Source organism: Streptomyces sp. NPDC048560, assembly GCF_040650955.1.
GTDB lineage: Bacteria > Actinomycetota > Actinomycetes > Streptomycetales > Streptomycetaceae > Streptomyces.
On the sequence record NZ_JBEZIJ010000004.1, the window covers coordinates 417,773 to 433,050 of the forward strand.

Here is a 15,278-nt window from a genome sequence, read left to right on the forward strand (position 1 = left end):
GGTTTCTGCCTACTCCGTGGTAGCAGTACCTCCGGCACCTTTGGAAGTGTTCATGCCAAGAACGTTGAACGGGCGTTCCGATAAACCTTTCTGAACCTGCGTCACTCCCACGCGCGACGAGCGGCACCGGCTGACGAAACCTGGGTGCACCGGCAGGGCGCGTGCCGGATCATGGACGCCATGCCTGCCAACCCCGAGTCCGCACTGCCGATCCGGCTGAATGTCGACGACAGCGATTCACCGGCCGACGTCGTCGACGCGCTGTTCCTCGGCCGCTTCGCGACGGGCGAGCAGCCGTACGCGCACAGTTCCTCGCTCGACCGCGTCAAGAAGGCGGCGACCCTGCTGCCCCCGGCCGCCACGGTGCTGCGGGCCGCCCGCGACGCCGACCGCAGTGCCACGCTCGCCGAGGGCGAGGGATGGACGCTGCTGATCTCCAGGTGGAACCGGGGCGCCGATGTCACGGTCACCGCGACCAGCCCGGAACTGGCCGAAAAGGTACTGGGGCAGGCGACGGACGACGCCCAGGACGAACCGGAGCCGCAGCCCGAGGACGTGACCATGGGCTTCTGGTACGTCTCCCCGCGGCGCGGCCCGGTCCGCACCACCCGGCAGATCACCGCCGGCACCTGGGAGGACGTCCGCCGCAACTACACGGCTCCGGTGGCCGATGCGATGGACCGGCTGATGAAGCTGACCCCGGACGACATCTCCGGCCGGCTCCTCCTGCTGCACGGGCCGCCCGGCACGGGCAAGACCTCCGCGCTGCGCACGCTCGCCCGGTCCTGGCGGGACTGGTGCCAGGTCGACTGCGTCCTCGATCCGGAGCGGCTCTTCAACGACGTCGGCTATCTGATGGACATCGCGATCGGCGAGGACGACGGGACGTCGAAGGAGCGGTGGCGGCTGCTGCTCCTGGAGGACTGCGACGAACTGATCCGCGGGGAGGCCAAGCACACGGCGGGCCAGGCGCTCTCCCGGCTGCTGAACCTGACGGACGGACTGCTGGGCCAGGGCCGCAACGTCCTCGTTGGGGTGACGACCAACGAGGACCTGGAGCGGCTCCACCCGGCGGTCGTCAGGCCGGGCCGCTGTCTGGCCCGGATCGAGGTGGGCTCACTCACCCGCGAGGAGTCCGTCGGCTGGCTGGGCTCCGAGGAGGGCCTCGGCCGGGACAGCACGACACTCGCCGAGCTGTACGCGCTGCGCCGCGGCAACGGCCCGGCGTCGGTACCGAAGCAGGACGTGGGCCCCGACTCGGGGATGTATCTCTGACGCGGGGGTCCGGCCGTCACCGGGGCGGTGACCGGGGCCACCGGCCGGCCGGCGACCCGTTCCCGGCCCCACCGGCCTCCCCGGTCATCGCCCGTACGCCGCCCGCACCGCGTCCTGCGCGAGCGACAGCGCCTGCGCCCGCGACAGCCCCAGCCGCTGCGCCTGCTCCGCGTACTCCTGCGCTGCAGCCGCCGCCTTGCGGTCCGCCGCGTCCCCGGCGGCCGCGACGAACGTGCCGTGGCGCCCACGGGTCTCGATCACCCCGTCCGCCTCCAGCGCGCGGTACGCCTTGGCGACGGTGTTGGCGGCGAGGCCCAGCTCTTCGGCGAAGCCGCGTACGGTCGGCAGCTTGTAACCGACCGGCAGGGCGCCGGAGCGGGCCTGTTCCGAGATCTGCGTGCGCAGCTGCTCGTACGGGGCGGTGGCGTCTTCCAGGTCAAGATCGATCTTCAGGGTCACCGCACGATTGTCCCCCACGGCTGTACTCCCCGGCCGTGCCCGAAGGCGGAAATTCGGAGGCGGCCGGTGCGGCGTCACGCGTAGCCTCCGGCTCATGACTGTGATCGTCCGGGACATCCGGCCCGCCGACCTGGAGGCGTGGGTGGCCGTGCGCCGTGCCGCGCTCCCGTACATGGTGACCACCGCTGAGCAGGTCGCCTTCGATCTGGCCACCGCGCACCCCGACAAGAAGTACCGCCAGCTGGTCGCCGAGGAGGACGGGGAGATCATCGGCACGGCGCAGGTCGGCTTCTCCTACGACACCCCGGAGCCCGGCCAGGCCTTCTGCAATCCCTACACGCGGCCCGACCGCCTCGGGCGCGGGGCGGGCTCGTTGCTGCTGAGCACCGCCGAGGGGTATCTCGCCGAGGCCGGCGCGGTCGCCGTCCACACGTGGGTGCTCGACGAGCCGGCCAACCGTGAGTTCGCCCGCAGGCGCGGATACGAGGCGAGCCGGCCGGCGCACTTCCTCCACCTCGACCTGGCGAACGGCACCCTGCCGTCGCGCCAGGAGGTCCCGGCGGACGTCGAGTTGCTCACGGCGGCCGATTTCGCCGACGACCCGCGCCCGCTGTTCGAGGCCGACGCCGAGACGACGGCGGACGAGCCGAGCGACACCCCCACCGACCTCACGGATTACGAGGACTGGCTGAACCACACCTGGCGCCATCCGGGCCTCGACCGGGAACTCACCTCGGTCGCGGTGGTGGACGGCGTGGTGGCATCGTTCAGCGCGGCGACCACGGACGGTCTGACCCGCTACTCCACGGGCATGACCGGCACCCGCCGGGCCTACCGGGGCCGGGGTCTGGCGAAGCTCGTGAAGAACGACTCGCTGCACCGGGCGCGGGCCGCGGGCTACACCGACGCGTACACCGGCAACGACGCGGGCAACGGCCCGATGCTCGCCGTCAACTCATGGTTCGGTTACGAGATCTGTGCCACGGAGGTACGCCATGTCCGCACGTTCGCCTGAGCCGGCCGCGACGGGCCCCGCCCTGACCGTCGCCCTCACGAAGGCGGGCCGGACCAAGATCCGCTACCCGGCGGACCTGGTCCGTGACGACGGCATCCGGGTCACGGTGCGGGCGCCCTGGGCGGCGCCCGGAGTCCGTGACTTCGGGTTCGTACGGTTCGAGCCCGGCGACGTCTTCACCGAGCACTACTGGCGCGACCGCTGGTTCGCGGTGAAGGAGGTGCGCACGGGCGGCGGCGTACTGAAGGGCTGGTACTGCGACGTCACCCGCCCGGCCGTGCTCCGCGAGGGCGAGCTGCTGGTGGAGGACCTGGATCTCGACCTGTGGGTGTCCGCGGACGGCTCGTCCGTCCTGCGCCTGGACGAGGACGAGTTCGAGGCGAGCGGACTCGCCGGCCGGGACCCGGAGGCGGCCGGAGCCGCGACCCGGGCCCTGGACGAGCTGGAACACCTCGCCCGTACGGAGGGCCTTACGGGACTGCTGGCCTGAGGGCTGTCCCTCAGGGCCCGGTCACCGGAGCCCCGCTCTGCCGCAGCGGCACCCCCCGTCCGGGCCCTCGGGGGGCGTACGCGACCGGGTCGTCGTCCTCGTGCCAGTGGATCAGGAAACGCTCGCCCGCCCGGTAGGCGTCGAGCCCCGCGCGGCAGTAGGCGACCATGTCGTCCGGAAGCGTGTCCAGCCGGGACCAGGTCAGTTCCGAGCACTTTTCGGGTTCGGCGTTGCGCGGCGGCCGGGCCGGATCGTGGTCCGCCTCGAAGAACCAGCCGACGCGCGGGGCACCGCCCGGACCACGGTGCTGCATCACCAGGGCCACCCGCAGCTCGTCCGGGCGCAGGGCGACACCGATCTCCTCCGCGGCCTCGCGGATCACCGCCTCGCGGACGTCCTCGCCGTCCTCCACATGACCGGACGGCGCGTGGAGCAGTCCGTCCGCGTACCCCGTACCGGCGCGGCGGGTGAGCAGGACGTCGGGCCCTCGGCGCAGGAGGAGATGGACGTCGACGACCTCCCTGTGCCGGCGGTCCGGCCGGATGTGGGCGAGCACCGCGTACCGCTCGTCGTCCACCCGCCTGCCCCAGAGGGCCGGATCGTCCGAGAGCCGCTCGTGGTACACCCGCTCCGCGAGCGGTGCCAGCAGGCGGATCAGGTGCTCGGCCGCGACACCCGTCCCGTTCCAGACGCCTTCCACCAGCACCAGCCGGCCGCCGGGCTTCAGCAGGCCGCACCAGTGGCGCAGGGCGGCTTCCGGGTCGGGCAACAGCCACACGACGTGCCTGGCGAGGACCACGTCGAATTTCCGCCCCTCGACCGGCGGCCGGCCCGCGTCCCCCACCAGCACCTCGGCTCCGGTCCCGGCGAGCTTGGCCCGGGCGCGGTCCGCCATGCCCGGTGAGGCGTCCACGGCCGTGACCCGGTGACCCAGCTCGGTGGCGAGCAGCGCGAGACTTCCCGTACCGCACCCGAGGTCGAGGACGTCGGAGTCCACGGCAGGCAGCCAGGTCTCCAGTCTCCGTGCCCACGCGTCGCGGACAGCGGGGTCGAGCAGCCCGTGATCGGGTTCCTCGTCGAAGGAGTCGGCGGCGGCGTCCCAGTCGATCGTCGTCATGCGTCCGATGGTGACAGCCGCCACTGACAACGCCGTACCCCCGACGGCCCGTACGGCCGGCACGTCGGCTGCGGTGTCCGGGAGGATCCCCGTCGGCGGGCGCGGCTGTCATGGCGCGGGCGGTACGAGGGGGCCGCCCGGCGGGAACCGGACGGCCCCCTCGTACACCGACGGCTACTTCTGCGCCGTCCCCGCCCTGCCGCGCGTCACCAGCTTCTTGACGAGGGGCCAGGCCAGGATCAGCGCGACCACCACGTAGACCGTCACGGAGAACGGCGTGTTCACCAGCCCGGAGGCGCTGCCGTCACTGATCTGCAGGGCGCGCCGCAGCTGTTGTTCCGCGGCCGGGCCGAGGATGACCCCGATCACGGCGGGCAGCACCGGGAGTCCGTACCTCCGCATCCCGAGCCCGATCACTCCGATGACGAGCAGGATGACCAGGTCGAAGGCCTCCCCGCCGACCGCGTACGCGCCGACGGCCGCGAAGAAGAGGATGCCCGCGTAGAGGTAGGGGCGCGGGATGCGCAGCAGTTTCGCCCAGAGGGGGGCGAGCGGCAGGTTGAGCGCGAGGAGCAGCACCATGCCGACGAAGAGGGAGGCGATGAGACCCCAGACCAGTTCCGGTTCGCGCTCGAAGAGGAGCGGGCCCGGCTGGATGCCGTACTGCTGGAACGCGGCCAGCATCACCGCGGCGACGGCCGTGGTGGGCAGCCCGAGCGTGAGCATGGAGACGAGCGTTCCCGCCGCGGACGCGGAGGCCGCGGACTCCGGTCCCGCGACGCCCTCGATGGCGCCCTTGCCGAACTCCTCGCGGTGCTTGGAGAGCCGCTTCTCCGTGACGTACGAGAGGAAGGTGGGGATCTCCGCGCCGCCCGCCGGAATCGCGCCGAAGGGGAAGCCGATGACGGGGCCGCGCAGCCAGGACTTCCAGGTGCGCCGGACGTCGTCCCTGCCGAGCCACGGGCGGCCGACGGGGATCGCCTCTCCGGTGGAGCGGCGCAGGTGCGCGGCGACCCAGAGGGCTTCCCCGATGGCGAAGAGGCCGACCGCCACGATCACCACGTCCACGCCGTCCGCCAGTTGGAGCGAGCCGAAGGTGAGCCGCTGCTGCCCGGTCATCTGGTCGAGGCCCACCAGGCCGATGGTGAGACCGACGAGCAGGGAGGCGAGCCCCCGGATCCGGGAGGACCCGAGGACGGAGGTGACGGCGATGAAGGCCAGCACCATGATCGCGAAGTAGTCTGGGGCGCCGATGCCGACGGCGAGCGAGGCGATGGTCGGGGCGAGGACGACCAGCAGGACGGTGCCGATCATGCCGCCCGCGAAGTGGCCGATCGCGGCGGCGGCGAGCGCCTGGGGGCCGCGCCCCGCCTTCGCCATCGGATGGCCCTCCATCGCGGCGACGACGGCCGCGCTCTCCCCGGGGGTGTTCAGGAGGATGGAGGTGGTGGAGCCGCCGAACATCGCTCCGTAGTAGATGCCGGCGAACATGATGAAGGCGCCGGTCGGTTCGAGTCCGTACGTCACCGGCAGCAGGAGCGCCACGGCCATGGCCGGGCCGATACCCGGGAGCACCCCGATCGCGGTGCCGAGCAGGACGCCGAGTGCGGCCCAGAGCAGGTTGACGGGCGTGAGCGCCGTACCGAAGCCGTCGAGGAGGGAGTTGAGGGAATCCATCGGTCAGAGCACCCCCATCAGCGGGCCGCCCGGCAGGGGGACTCCGAGCAGGTTGTCGAAGACGAAATAGGTGACGAGGGAGAGTCCCGCCGCGATGAGCGGGTCCCGGTCCCGGTGGCGGCTCCCGAGCGCGTAGGCGGACCCCCAGAAGAGCAGGGCGCCGGAGACCGGGAAGCCGAGCGGGCCGATGAGTACGGCGTTCGCGAGGAAGACTCCGGCGAGGAGGAGCACCGTGCGCCAGTCGGCGGGTTCGGCGAGGTCGATGTCCTCGCCGCCCTCCGCCTCCCCGCGTCCGCCGCGCAGGACGTCGACGGCGAGGAGCACGGCGATGACCAGCAGTCCGCCGCCGACGACGAGGGGCACGGTCCTGGGGCCCACGGGGCCGCGCTGGGTGAGGTCGACGCTCATGGTGAGGGCGTCGGTGAGGACGAGGACGCCGAGGGCCAGGAGGAGGACGCAGACGCCGAGTTCGGAGTGCTCGCGCAGCCAGGTGCCGCGCTTCGGGGCGGTGGCGGGTATGGGGGTATCGGTGGTCTCGGGGGTCACAGTCCCAGCTCCTTCAGGACCGTGGCGACCCGCTTGTCCTGGGCGTCCAGGAAGTCACCGAATGCGTCGCCGGTGAGGAAGGCGTCGTCCCAGCCGTTCTTCCTCATCGACTCCTTCCACTGCGGTGAGTCGTGCAGCTTCCGGATCAGGGCCACGAGCTTGTCCCGTTCGGCGTCGGAGAGGCCGGGCGGGGCGACGATGCCCCGCCAGTTGGTGAAGTCGGTGTCCAGGCCGGATTCGCGGAGGGTGGGGGCGTCGAGGCCGGGGACACGCTCCGGGCCGGTGACGGCGAGCAGGCGCAGCTCGCCCGCCTCTATCTGGTCGAGGTATTCACCGACGCCGGAGACGCCGAAGGCGACCTTGCTGCCGAGGATCGAGGCGAGGAGTTCGCCCCCGCCGTCGAAGGGGATGTAGTTGACGTCCCTCGGGGCGATTCCCGCGGCCTCGGCCATCAGCATCGGGGCGAGGTGGTCGGGTCCACCGGGTGAGGAGCCGCCGCCGACGGGAAGCCCGGCGGGGTCCTTCTTCCATGCCTCGACCAGCTGGCCGATGGTCCGGTACGGGGAGTCCTTGGAGACGACGACGATGTCCTGCTCCTCGGTGAGCCGGGCGATCGGGGTCGTGTCCCGCAGTGTCTTCGGCGAGTTGTTGGTGTGGACGGCGCCGACCACACCCAGCCCCATCGACATGGCGAGTTTGCCGTTGCCGTGCTCCCCGACGAGCCGGGCCAGGCCGACGGTGCCGCCGGCGCCCGGGAGGTTGAACACCTCGACGTTGTGGGTGAGCCCGGCGTCCTCGGCGTTCTTCGCGGCGGTGCGCGCGGTGATGTCGTAACCGCCGCCGGGGGTGTTGGGGACCATGAGGCGCAGTCCGGGAATCTGCGTCCCGGTGTCGGAGCCGCTGCCCGTGGAGAGCAGCGGTGGTGCCACGAGCACCAGGAGCGCCGCTCCGGCCAGGGCGAGTGGGGTGCGCAGTCGCACGGGTTCCGCCTTTCTCTGTGAGGTGGCCCACATGTTGCCTGCGCGTCGTCGAGCTGTCGCCGTTCCGGAATCAACGGACGTTGTGGTCGTTGTGGTCGCGCCCTACCGTGTCGACGTGACGAAAGTGCTGGTGGTGGACGACGACTTCATGGTCGCGAAGCTGCACTGCCGCTATGTGTCCGTGATGGACGGGTTCACGGTGGTCGGGGCGGCCCACAGCGGGGCGGAGGCGCTGCGCGCGGCGCGGGAGCTACGTCCCGATCTGGTGCTGCTCGACATCTACCTGCCCGACATGGACGGCATCAGCGTGCTGCGCGAGCTCCGTGCGGCGGAGGGTCCGGCCGCGGACGGGCACAGCGTGGACGCGCTGTTCATCACGGCGGCCCGCGACGCGGGCGTGGTGCGGGCGGCCCTGCGGGCAGGGGCGCTGCACTATCTGATCAAACCGTTCCACCCGTCCGCGCTCCAGGAACAGGTGCGGCACGTCGCCTCATTGCGCAACCGTCTCGACGCTCTCGACGAGGCGCGCCAGGAGGCACAGCAGGAGGACGTGGACCGGATCTTCGGCACCCGCCCGCCGGGCTCCCGCGAACTGCCCAAGGGCCTGGCGGCACACACCGCGGATCTGGTGGAGCGGGTGCTGCGGGAGCACCCGGAGGGGCTGTCCGCGTCCCAGTGCGCGCAGGCGGGTTCCCTGTCGCGGGTCAGCGCCCGGCGATATCTGGAGTACTTCGCGGTGACGGGGCGGGCGGAGGTGACGCTGCGGTACGGCGGAACGGGGCGTCCCGAGCGGCTTTACCGCGCTGTTCTTAATCGCTTCTGAGCGGCCCCTTAAGCGCGCCATAACGATGGTGCCCAGGCCCTGTTCACAGCCGGATCCGCCTTCGACGGCGGCTAGTTTGCTGATCACCGGGACGGGGTCCGTTCCGTCGGTGCCGCCGTTCGGGGGGCCGCACCGCCGCGCGGGCCCCTGCCCGTGACCCCCGCACCGGCCGTCCGCACGACAGACGTGCCCCGTCGAAGGAGAACGCCGCCCATGACCGCCCTCACCACCGTTCCTCGCAGGCTCGCCGGAGTCCTCGCCCTGGGTGTCGCGCCTCTCGCGCTGACCGGCCTCGCCGCCGTCCCGGCCGCCGCCCACGGTTCGCTGACTGACCCGGTCAGCCGGGTCTCGGCCTGTTTCGCCGAGGGGCCGGAGAGCCCGAAGTCGGCGGCCTGTCAGGCGGCGGTCGCGGCGGGCGGTACGCAGGCGCTGTACGACTGGAACGGGGTGAACATCGCCGACGCGGCGGGCAAGCACCGTGACCTGATCCCGGACGGCAAGCTGTGCAGTGCGGGCAACGACAAGTTCAGGGGCCTCGACCTGCCGCGCGCCGACTGGCCCGCGACGACGATGAAGGCGGGCAGCCACACCTTCCGCTTCCGTGCCACCGCCCCGCACAAGGGCTCGTTCGCGCTGTACCTCACCAAGGCCGGTTACGACCCGGCGAAGCCTCTCAAGTGGTCGGACCTGGAGGAGAAGCCGTTCGCCGAGGCCACCGACCCGAAGCTGGAGAACGGTTCGTACGTCTTCGGCGGCACGCTGCCGGAGCGTTCGGGGCGGCAGCTGATCTACACCGTCTGGCAGCGTTCGGACTCCCCCGAGGCGTTCTACGCCTGCTCGGACGTGGTCTTCGGGGCGGCGGCGGGCGGCAGCGGTCCGGTCGGCGCGGTCCCCGCGCCCTCGGCGTCCGCGCCCTCCGAGGAGGAGATCACCGAGGGCGCGGACGAGTCGTCCGTCGAGCACGGCGGCCACGGTGACGACGACGCCGGCACGGCGGCCGAGGTCACCGAGGCGTCCACGGCCGCCGGCACCGGTACGCCGGGGTCGGCCACGCCGGAGGCCGGGACCTCCGGGCCGGCCAACGCACCGGTGGCCAACGGCGCGGACGCGGGCGATGAGCTCGCCGAGACCGGAGGCACGAGCAGCAGCTCGTACCTCGCGGCCGGCGGCGCGGCGGCGCTCGCGCTCGGCGCGGCGGCCCTGTTCACCTCCGCCCGCCGCCGGGCCGCGTCGGCTGCGCCGGGCGCCCGTCACAGCCGCTGATCGCCACAGCTGACCGCCGGGGTCAGCCGATCACCGAGAGGCAGTCCGTCGGGGTGGCGTGCGCCGGATCGAGGGCGTTCTCCACCTCGTGGAACGCGATCCGGTCGATGGTCCCGATCGCCACGTGCTCGGAGAGGTCGACCGCACACAGGTCCTGGAGCAGGACGTTGCGTACGTTCGGTCCGTCCAGGTACTGCGTGCGGTACGGGGTCACCACCTCGTCGTACCGGGTCGCGATGACGGTGTAGCGCACCCCGGGCACGGTGTCGGGGAGCGCGTTGAGTTTGGTCATGAACGCGGACCCGGCCACCTGGTCGGCGAGGCCGGGGGTGGCGGCGGAGAGCAGGTCCTCGGCGCCCGGGAAGTACGGCAGCAGTTTGGTCAGCCCGAGGAGGGTGGTGCCGTGGTTGTCGGGCGCGAGGCCGACGAGGGCGTTCACCTTCGCGGCGCCGCCGAGGAACTTCAGGTAGTAGTTCGGCATCATGCCGCCCTGCGAGTGGCCCACCAGGTCGGCCTTGGGCGCTCCGGTGGAGGCGAGCACCTTGTCGACGAACACGGCGAGCTGTCCCGCCGACTTGTCGATCGGGCCGAGCCCGTGGAAGAACGGGACGCCCGGGAGCTGCCCGTAGTCGAGGGAGAAGACGCAGTATCCCCGGTTGACGAGGTAGGGGGCGAGGACGAGCCAGTTGTCGACCGAGTTCCCGAACGTGCCGTGGACCAGGACGACGGGGCGGGGATGGGCTGCGGAGGGCTTGCAGGTGTAGTCGTTCCAGCCACGGGATGCCGTGGTGGCCTCGGCTGTGGGGGTGGCGGCGGTCGCGGTCGCCGTGGGGGCGGCGAAGGCTGCGACGACCAGGAGCAGCGCGGTGATCGTCCGGCGCGCACGGGGGGTGCGTCCGGGACGTTTCCAGGGCAGCATCGTGTGTTCTCCTTGCGGCTCAAGGGAGTTGCGATGTCTGTGCGCCCTGTGGCCCGGACCACAAGAGTTATGTGCTCATGCCAAATTACGCGCGGGTAAGGTAGCGGGGGAAGTTACGCGTCGGTAAAAACTGACGTCACATCAAAGTGCCCTGACAACAGGCGGGTTCAGGCGGGTTCAGCCGAGTTCAGGCGGCGAGGCGCCCCGGCTTCACCGCGTCCGGGCCGAACCTGGCGCGCAGCCGGTCCGACACCTCCTCGATGCGCCGCGCCCGTTCGTCCACCGGGTCGAAGGTGAGCTGATGGGCCGCCCGCTCCGCCTCGTACAGCCCCTCGGCCCGCAGCGCGATCCCCCGCACCCGGGCACGCTGGAGCCCCAGCGAGTCCTGGATGCGGTACGCGAGTCCGGCGAGCTCCACCGAGTGGGCGGTGGGTTCGCGGAGTGTGCGGCTGCGGGTCAGCGTCGCGTATCCGGTACGGGCGGCGTAGCGCACGGTGACCGCGAGCGCGCGGCACACCTGCCCCTCCGTGCGCAGCCGGGTGCCCAGTTCCTCGGTGAGCGAGAGGAGCGCGCGGCGGTGCTGTTCCGGATCCAGCTCGTCGCGGGGGAAGGACCGCTCGGCGGCGATCGACCGGGCGGCGGCGTTCGGCACGACCCGCGTCCGGTCGATGCCGTTCGCCCGCTCCCACAGCTCGCGCCCGGTCCGCACGCCGGTGATCCGTTGCACGGTGGCGAGCGGCGCGGCGGCGATCCGGCCGACGGAGTCCAGCCCGTACCCGCACAGGGTGCGCGCCGTGGCCGTCCCGACTCCGTCCAGTGCGGCGGCGGGCCTGTCCGCGAGGAATGCGGCGACCCCGTCCCCTGGCACCACGAAGGTCGTACCCGGCGCCGCCTGCCGCGCCGCCATCCTGGCCAGCATCGGGTTGACGGCCGCCCCGATCGCGCAGTCCACGCCGTGCAGGGCGAGTGCGCGGACCCGGATCACCGAGGCCAGGCCGGTCACGTCCTGCCCGAAGTAGCGCAGCGCGCCGCTCACATCGGCGAGTGCCGCATCGGGCGGCGCGGCCTCGACGACCGGGGTGAACGCGCCTAGGAGGGCGATCAGTCCCTCGTACCCCGCGCTGTCCGGAAGTCCTCCGCCGATCCGGCGAAAGCGCAGGCACAGGACCGACGGCTGTTCGCTCATCGTGCCGCTCATCCCGCGCTCCCGGAGCTCTGGTGCCACAACTTCCTTCCTGTGGGCTCCCCTTCACCGGCGGGCTGGAGGTCGGCCCAGGGGTTCATCTCGTAACCGGTGGACATCTGGATGCGACGGCCGTCGCCCTCGGGAGCGGACTCCCGCGGAGCGGCCTCCCCCGCCGGCTCCTCCGCGAGCCTCGCCGCGACCGCGTCGAGTCCGCCGGTACGCCGCAGCTCGGCCAGCTCCGCCAGATTCCAGGCCGCCGCGCCCACCACGCTCATGCTCCGCGGCCCGCGCCGCTGCACCACCCCGCGCACCAGCAGCAGCCAGGAGTGGAAGACGGTGTGCGCGCAGGCGGCATGACTGTCGTCGAAGAAGGCCAGGTCGACCAGGCCCGTACCGTCGTCCAAAGTGGTGAAGATGACCCGGCGGCCGGAGCGGACCGGCGGGGTCTGCGTGGCGGCCTTGGCGCCCGCGACCAGCACGGTCTCCCCGTGCCGCGCCTCCCTCAGCCGTTTCGCGGAGACCGCGCCCAGCTCCTCCAGGAACGCGTGGTGGTCTCCCATCAGATGGCGGGACACATCCATGCTGAGCACGCCGAGTTCGGCGCTGAGGCGTTCCGCCTCGTTGAGGTCGGGCAGGCCGATGGAGCCGGTACGCCGGCCGTCCCCGAGCGGCAGCTGCGCATCCCGGGCTCCCGGCCCCGAGCTCCGCTGGGCACGGTGGAGCTCGGAGAGGTGCAGCAGCAGGTCACGGCGGTTGGCGCCGAAGGCGTCCAACGCGCCCACCTTGGCCAGCCGTTCGGCGGCCGGCCTGCCGGGCCGGGCCCGCTGCCAGAAGTCCAGCAGCGAGCCGTAGGGCTGCCCGGCCTCGATCCTGGCGACCTCGGCCTCACTGATCCCGTGGACGTCCGAGAGCGCCAGCCGCAGTCCCCAGACCTCGGCCCCACCCTTCCCATCGGACGTCAGTTCGATTCTATGAGTGGCGGCCGACCTGTTCACGTCCAGTGGCAGCACGGGCACCCCGCGCCGCCGCGCGTCCGCGAGCAGCAGCCGTTTCGGATACATTCCCGGGTCGTGCGTGAGCAGCCCGGCGTAGAAGGCGGCCGGGTGATGGGCCTTGAGCCAGGCCGACTGATAGGTGGGTACGGCGAAGGCGACCGCGTGCGCCTTGCAGAATCCGTACGAACCGAACGCCTCGATGATCTCCCAGGCCCGGGCGATCACCTCGATGCCGTAGCCCTTCTCCGACGCCCGCTGCGCGAACCACACCTTGACGCGCCGCTGCGACTCGGGGTCGGAGAGCCCGCGCCTCACCCGGTCCGCCTCGCCCCGGCCGCAGCCGGTCATGATGTCGACCATCTGGATGATCTGCTCGTGGAAGACGACCACTCCGTACGTCTCGCGCAGCGGCCCTTCCAGGTCGGGGTGCGGATAGCGGACGGGCGCACGGCCGTGCCTGGCCTCGATGAACGGCCGCACCATGTCGGCGGCGACCGGCCCCGGCCGGAACAGCGAGATGTCGACCACGAGGTCGTGGAAGGTGGCGGGCTGGAGCCTGCCGACCAGATCGCGCTGGCCGGGCGACTCGATCTGGAAGCAGCCCAGTGTCTCGGCGGTCCTGATCAGCCGGTACGTCTCCGGGTCGTCCGGCGGCACGGCGTCCAGGTCGAGCTCATGCCCCGAGGCCCGCTTCAGTTCGGTGACCGCGTGCGCCATCGCCGACTGCATCCGTACACCCAGCACATCGAGTTTGAGCAGCCCGAGATCCTCCACGTCCTCCTTGTCGAACTGGGCCATCGGGAAGCTTTCGCCGCTGGTGGGCATCACCGGGGTGCGGCGCAGCAGCGTGGCATCCGAGAGGAGCACCCCGCACGGGTGCATGGCGATGCCGCGCGGCAGGGCGTCGAGTCCCTCCACCAGCTCCCACAGCCGCCCGTACTTCTCCCGGTCCGCCGCGACCTGCCGCAGCTCGGGCAGCTCCTCCATGGCGGCACGGGCGTCACGGGCCCTGACGTGCGGGAACGCCTTGGCCAGCCGGTCGGTCTCGGCCGGGTCCATGGAGAGCGCGGCCCCGACGTCCCGGATCGCGTGGCGCACCCGGTAGGTCTCGGGCATGGCGACGGTCGCGACCCGCTCGGTGCCGAAGCGCCCGATGATCGCGCGGTAGACGTCGAGGCGCCGGGCCGACTCCACATCGATGTCGATGTCGGGCAGCACGAAGCGCCGCGTGGAGAGGAAGCGCTCCATGAGCAGCCCGTGCTCGACCGGGTCGGCGTGCGCGATGCCGAGGAGATGGTTGACCAGGGAACCCGCACCGGAGCCACGGGCGGCGACGCGGACACCCATGTCCCTTATGTCATCGACGATTTGAGCGACCGTCAGGAAGTACGAGGCGAAGCCGTGGTAGGCGATGATGTCCAGCTCCTGGTGCATCCGCTCCCAGTAGTCACGCCTGCGGTCCAGGCCGCGCAGCACCATGCCCGCGGCGGCCCGGGAGGCCAGCACGCGCTGGGCGGTGCGCCGCCCCGCGCCGACGAGGTGCGGTTCGGGGAAGTGCACCGCGCCGATCCCGAGGTCACCGGCGGGGTCGACACGGCAGGCGTCGGCCGTACGACGGGTCTCGGCGAGCAGCGCCGCCCCCGCGCCCGGCCCGAGGCCGGCGGCGGCGGTGATCCGCCCGGCGGTCTCCGCCATCGCACGGGCGTCCTTGAGCCAGCGTTCCCCGCTGTCGAGGGGAGAGCGGCGCGGGTCGACCGGGACGAGTCCGCGGGCGGCGTCGAGCACGTCGGCGATCCGGTTCTGCCCGGCGTCGGCGTACCGGACGGCGTTGGTCAGCACGGCCCGTACCCCCTGGTCCGCGGCGAAGCCGACGGTGCGGGCGGCGAGCCGCAGCGAGCCGGGGCCGGTGCCCTCCCTGCCGTGGTGGACGGCTTCGAGGCGCAGGCCGTCCCCGTAGATCTCGCGCCAGGGCGCGAGCAGCGCGGCGGCCAGGTCCGGCCGTCCGGCGGAGAGCGCCCTGCCCACCTCGGAGTCGGGTCCGAGCAGCACGGTGAGCCCTTCGGCGGGCAGTTCGGACCAGCCGACCAGGGGCTGCCCCGCACCGGTGGGCGGGGCCGGCGGACCGGCCGGCGCGGCATGGGCGGCGGTGACGAGCCGGCACAGCTCGGCCCAGCCCTGGGCGCCGTCCCGGGCGAGAAAGGTGACCCGGGGTGCGGATTCTTCGACGAAGGCGCCACCGCGGGCCGGTGTCCGCCGATGCGCGCGGCCGTCATCCGCCGTACGCCGCGCCACCGCGAGGTCCACCCCGAACAGCGGCCGCACCCCGGCCCGCCCGCACGCCTTGGCGAAGCGGACCGCGCCCGCGAGGGTGTCGCGGTCGGTCAGCGCGAGGGCGTCCATCCCGCGCTCGGCGGCGCGCTCGGCCAGCCGCTCCGGGTGCGAGGCCCCGTACCGCAGGGAGAACCCGGACACGGTGTGCAGATGCGTGAACCCTGGCATCCGCACCTCCTGGACCGATCCGTACTCGCCACCC

12 protein-coding genes and 1 pseudogene are annotated in these 15,278 nt (G+C 72.4%); 5 read left to right on the forward strand and 8 right to left on the reverse strand.

What is annotated here, in order from left to right; all coding sequences use genetic code 11:
• The first annotated feature begins 180 nt into the window (after positions 1 to 180).
• On the forward strand, positions 181 to 1,275 hold the full coding sequence (locus AB0C82_RS14660; RefSeq protein ID WP_362840780.1) for a DUF5925 domain-containing protein: 1,095 nt from the start codon (positions 181 to 183) through the stop codon (positions 1,273 to 1,275).
• An 84-nt stretch (positions 1,276 to 1,359) separates the two neighbouring features.
• Here the strand turns inward: AB0C82_RS14660 and AB0C82_RS14665 are convergent, their stop codons facing one another.
• On the reverse strand, positions 1,360 to 1,734 hold the full coding sequence (locus AB0C82_RS14665; protein WP_362841012.1) for a GntR family transcriptional regulator: 375 nt from the start codon (positions 1,732 to 1,734) through the stop codon (positions 1,360 to 1,362).
• 94 nt (positions 1,735 to 1,828) lie between these two features.
• On the opposite strand from AB0C82_RS14665, the gene AB0C82_RS14670 reads away from it, so the two are divergent.
• Together AB0C82_RS14670 and AB0C82_RS14675 are read left to right on the forward strand one after the other, a co-directional pair.
• Positions 1,829 to 2,749: a GNAT family N-acetyltransferase gene (locus AB0C82_RS14670; RefSeq protein ID WP_362840783.1), complete on the forward strand. Its 921-nt coding sequence runs from the start codon at positions 1,829 to 1,831 to the stop codon at positions 2,747 to 2,749.
• Entirely contained in the window at positions 2,730 to 3,239 is a 510-nt protein-coding gene (locus AB0C82_RS14675) for a DUF402 domain-containing protein (RefSeq protein WP_362840785.1), read from the forward strand. Before AB0C82_RS14670 ends, AB0C82_RS14675 begins: the two co-directional genes overlap by 20 nt.
• 43 nt (positions 3,240 to 3,282) lie before the next feature.
• On the opposite strand, the pseudogene AB0C82_RS14680 reads toward AB0C82_RS14675, so the two are convergent.
• The 4 genes and pseudogenes from AB0C82_RS14680 to AB0C82_RS14695 form a co-directional block, all read right to left on the reverse strand.
• Positions 3,283 to 4,356: pseudogene (locus AB0C82_RS14680) on the reverse strand (methyltransferase domain-containing protein); the annotation flags it as partial.
• A 174-nt stretch (positions 4,357 to 4,530) separates the two neighbouring features.
• Positions 4,531 to 6,033 carry a tripartite tricarboxylate transporter permease gene (locus AB0C82_RS14685; RefSeq protein ID WP_362840787.1) on the reverse strand — a complete coding sequence of 501 codons (1,503 nt, stop codon included), beginning with the start codon at positions 6,031 to 6,033 and terminating at the stop codon, positions 4,531 to 4,533.
• 3 nt (positions 6,034 to 6,036) lie between these two features.
• A complete protein-coding gene (locus tag AB0C82_RS14690; protein WP_362840789.1) occupies positions 6,037 to 6,579 on the reverse strand; it encodes a tripartite tricarboxylate transporter TctB family protein in 543 nt (180 codons plus the stop codon).
• A complete protein-coding gene (locus AB0C82_RS14695) occupies positions 6,576 to 7,559 on the reverse strand; it encodes a tripartite tricarboxylate transporter substrate binding protein (RefSeq protein ID WP_362840792.1) in 984 nt (327 codons plus the stop codon). The genes AB0C82_RS14690 and AB0C82_RS14695 overlap by 4 nt, the downstream gene beginning before the upstream one ends.
• 115 nt (positions 7,560 to 7,674) lie before the next feature.
• Here AB0C82_RS14695 and AB0C82_RS14700 point away from each other — a divergent pair, with 115 nt between their 5' ends.
• Together AB0C82_RS14700 and AB0C82_RS14705 are read left to right on the forward strand one after the other, a co-directional pair.
• On the forward strand, positions 7,675 to 8,382 hold the full coding sequence (locus AB0C82_RS14700; RefSeq protein ID WP_362840795.1) for a response regulator: 708 nt from the start codon (positions 7,675 to 7,677) through the stop codon (positions 8,380 to 8,382).
• A 213-nt stretch (positions 8,383 to 8,595) separates the two neighbouring features.
• Positions 8,596 to 9,645 carry a lytic polysaccharide monooxygenase gene (locus tag AB0C82_RS14705; RefSeq protein ID WP_362840798.1) on the forward strand — a complete coding sequence of 350 codons (1,050 nt, stop codon included), beginning with the start codon at positions 8,596 to 8,598 and terminating at the stop codon, positions 9,643 to 9,645.
• A 22-nt stretch (positions 9,646 to 9,667) separates the two neighbouring features.
• Here AB0C82_RS14705 and AB0C82_RS14710 read toward each other — a convergent pair whose 3' ends face one another.
• The 3 genes from AB0C82_RS14710 to AB0C82_RS14720 all read right to left on the reverse strand — a co-directional run bounded on the left by AB0C82_RS14710 (position 9,668) and on the right by AB0C82_RS14720 (position 15,244).
• On the reverse strand, positions 9,668 to 10,564 hold the full coding sequence (locus AB0C82_RS14710) for an alpha/beta fold hydrolase (RefSeq protein ID WP_362840801.1): 897 nt from the start codon (positions 10,562 to 10,564) through the stop codon (positions 9,668 to 9,670).
• Positions 10,565 to 10,751: 187 nt separating this feature from the next.
• On the reverse strand, positions 10,752 to 11,750 hold the full coding sequence (locus AB0C82_RS14715) for a hypothetical protein (protein WP_362841015.1): 999 nt from the start codon (positions 11,748 to 11,750) through the stop codon (positions 10,752 to 10,754).
• Positions 11,751 to 11,758: 8 nt separating this feature from the next.
• Positions 11,759 to 15,244, reverse strand: a complete 3,486-nt coding sequence (locus AB0C82_RS14720) for a DNA polymerase III subunit alpha (RefSeq protein ID WP_362840804.1) — start codon at positions 15,242 to 15,244, stop codon at positions 11,759 to 11,761.
• Positions 15,245 to 15,278: the final 34 nt, after the last annotated feature.

What these genes read in the sequence shown, in the direction of transcription:
- AB0C82_RS14685 (WP_362840787.1), bottom strand. Translation starts at nt 6,033, where the DNA reads ATGGATTCCCTCAACTCCCTCCTCGACGGCTTCGGTACGGCGCTCACG.
- AB0C82_RS14710 (WP_362840801.1), bottom strand. Translation starts at nt 10,564, where the DNA reads ATGCTGCCCTGGAAACGTCCCGGACGCACCCCCCGTGCGCGCCGGACG.
- AB0C82_RS14705 (WP_362840798.1), top strand. Translation starts at nt 8,596, where the DNA reads ATGACCGCCCTCACCACCGTTCCTCGCAGGCTCGCCGGAGTCCTCGCC.
- AB0C82_RS14660 (WP_362840780.1), top strand. Translation starts at nt 181, where the DNA reads ATGCCTGCCAACCCCGAGTCCGCACTGCCGATCCGGCTGAATGTCGAC.
- AB0C82_RS14715 (WP_362841015.1), bottom strand. Translation starts at nt 11,750, where the DNA reads ATGAGCGAACAGCCGTCGGTCCTGTGCCTGCGCTTTCGCCGGATCGGC.
- AB0C82_RS14720 (WP_362840804.1), bottom strand. Translation starts at nt 15,244, where the DNA reads ATGCCAGGGTTCACGCATCTGCACACCGTGTCCGGGTTCTCCCTGCGG.
- AB0C82_RS14675 (WP_362840785.1), top strand. Translation starts at nt 2,730, where the DNA reads ATGTCCGCACGTTCGCCTGAGCCGGCCGCGACGGGCCCCGCCCTGACC.
- AB0C82_RS14670 (WP_362840783.1), top strand. Translation starts at nt 1,829, where the DNA reads ATGACTGTGATCGTCCGGGACATCCGGCCCGCCGACCTGGAGGCGTGG.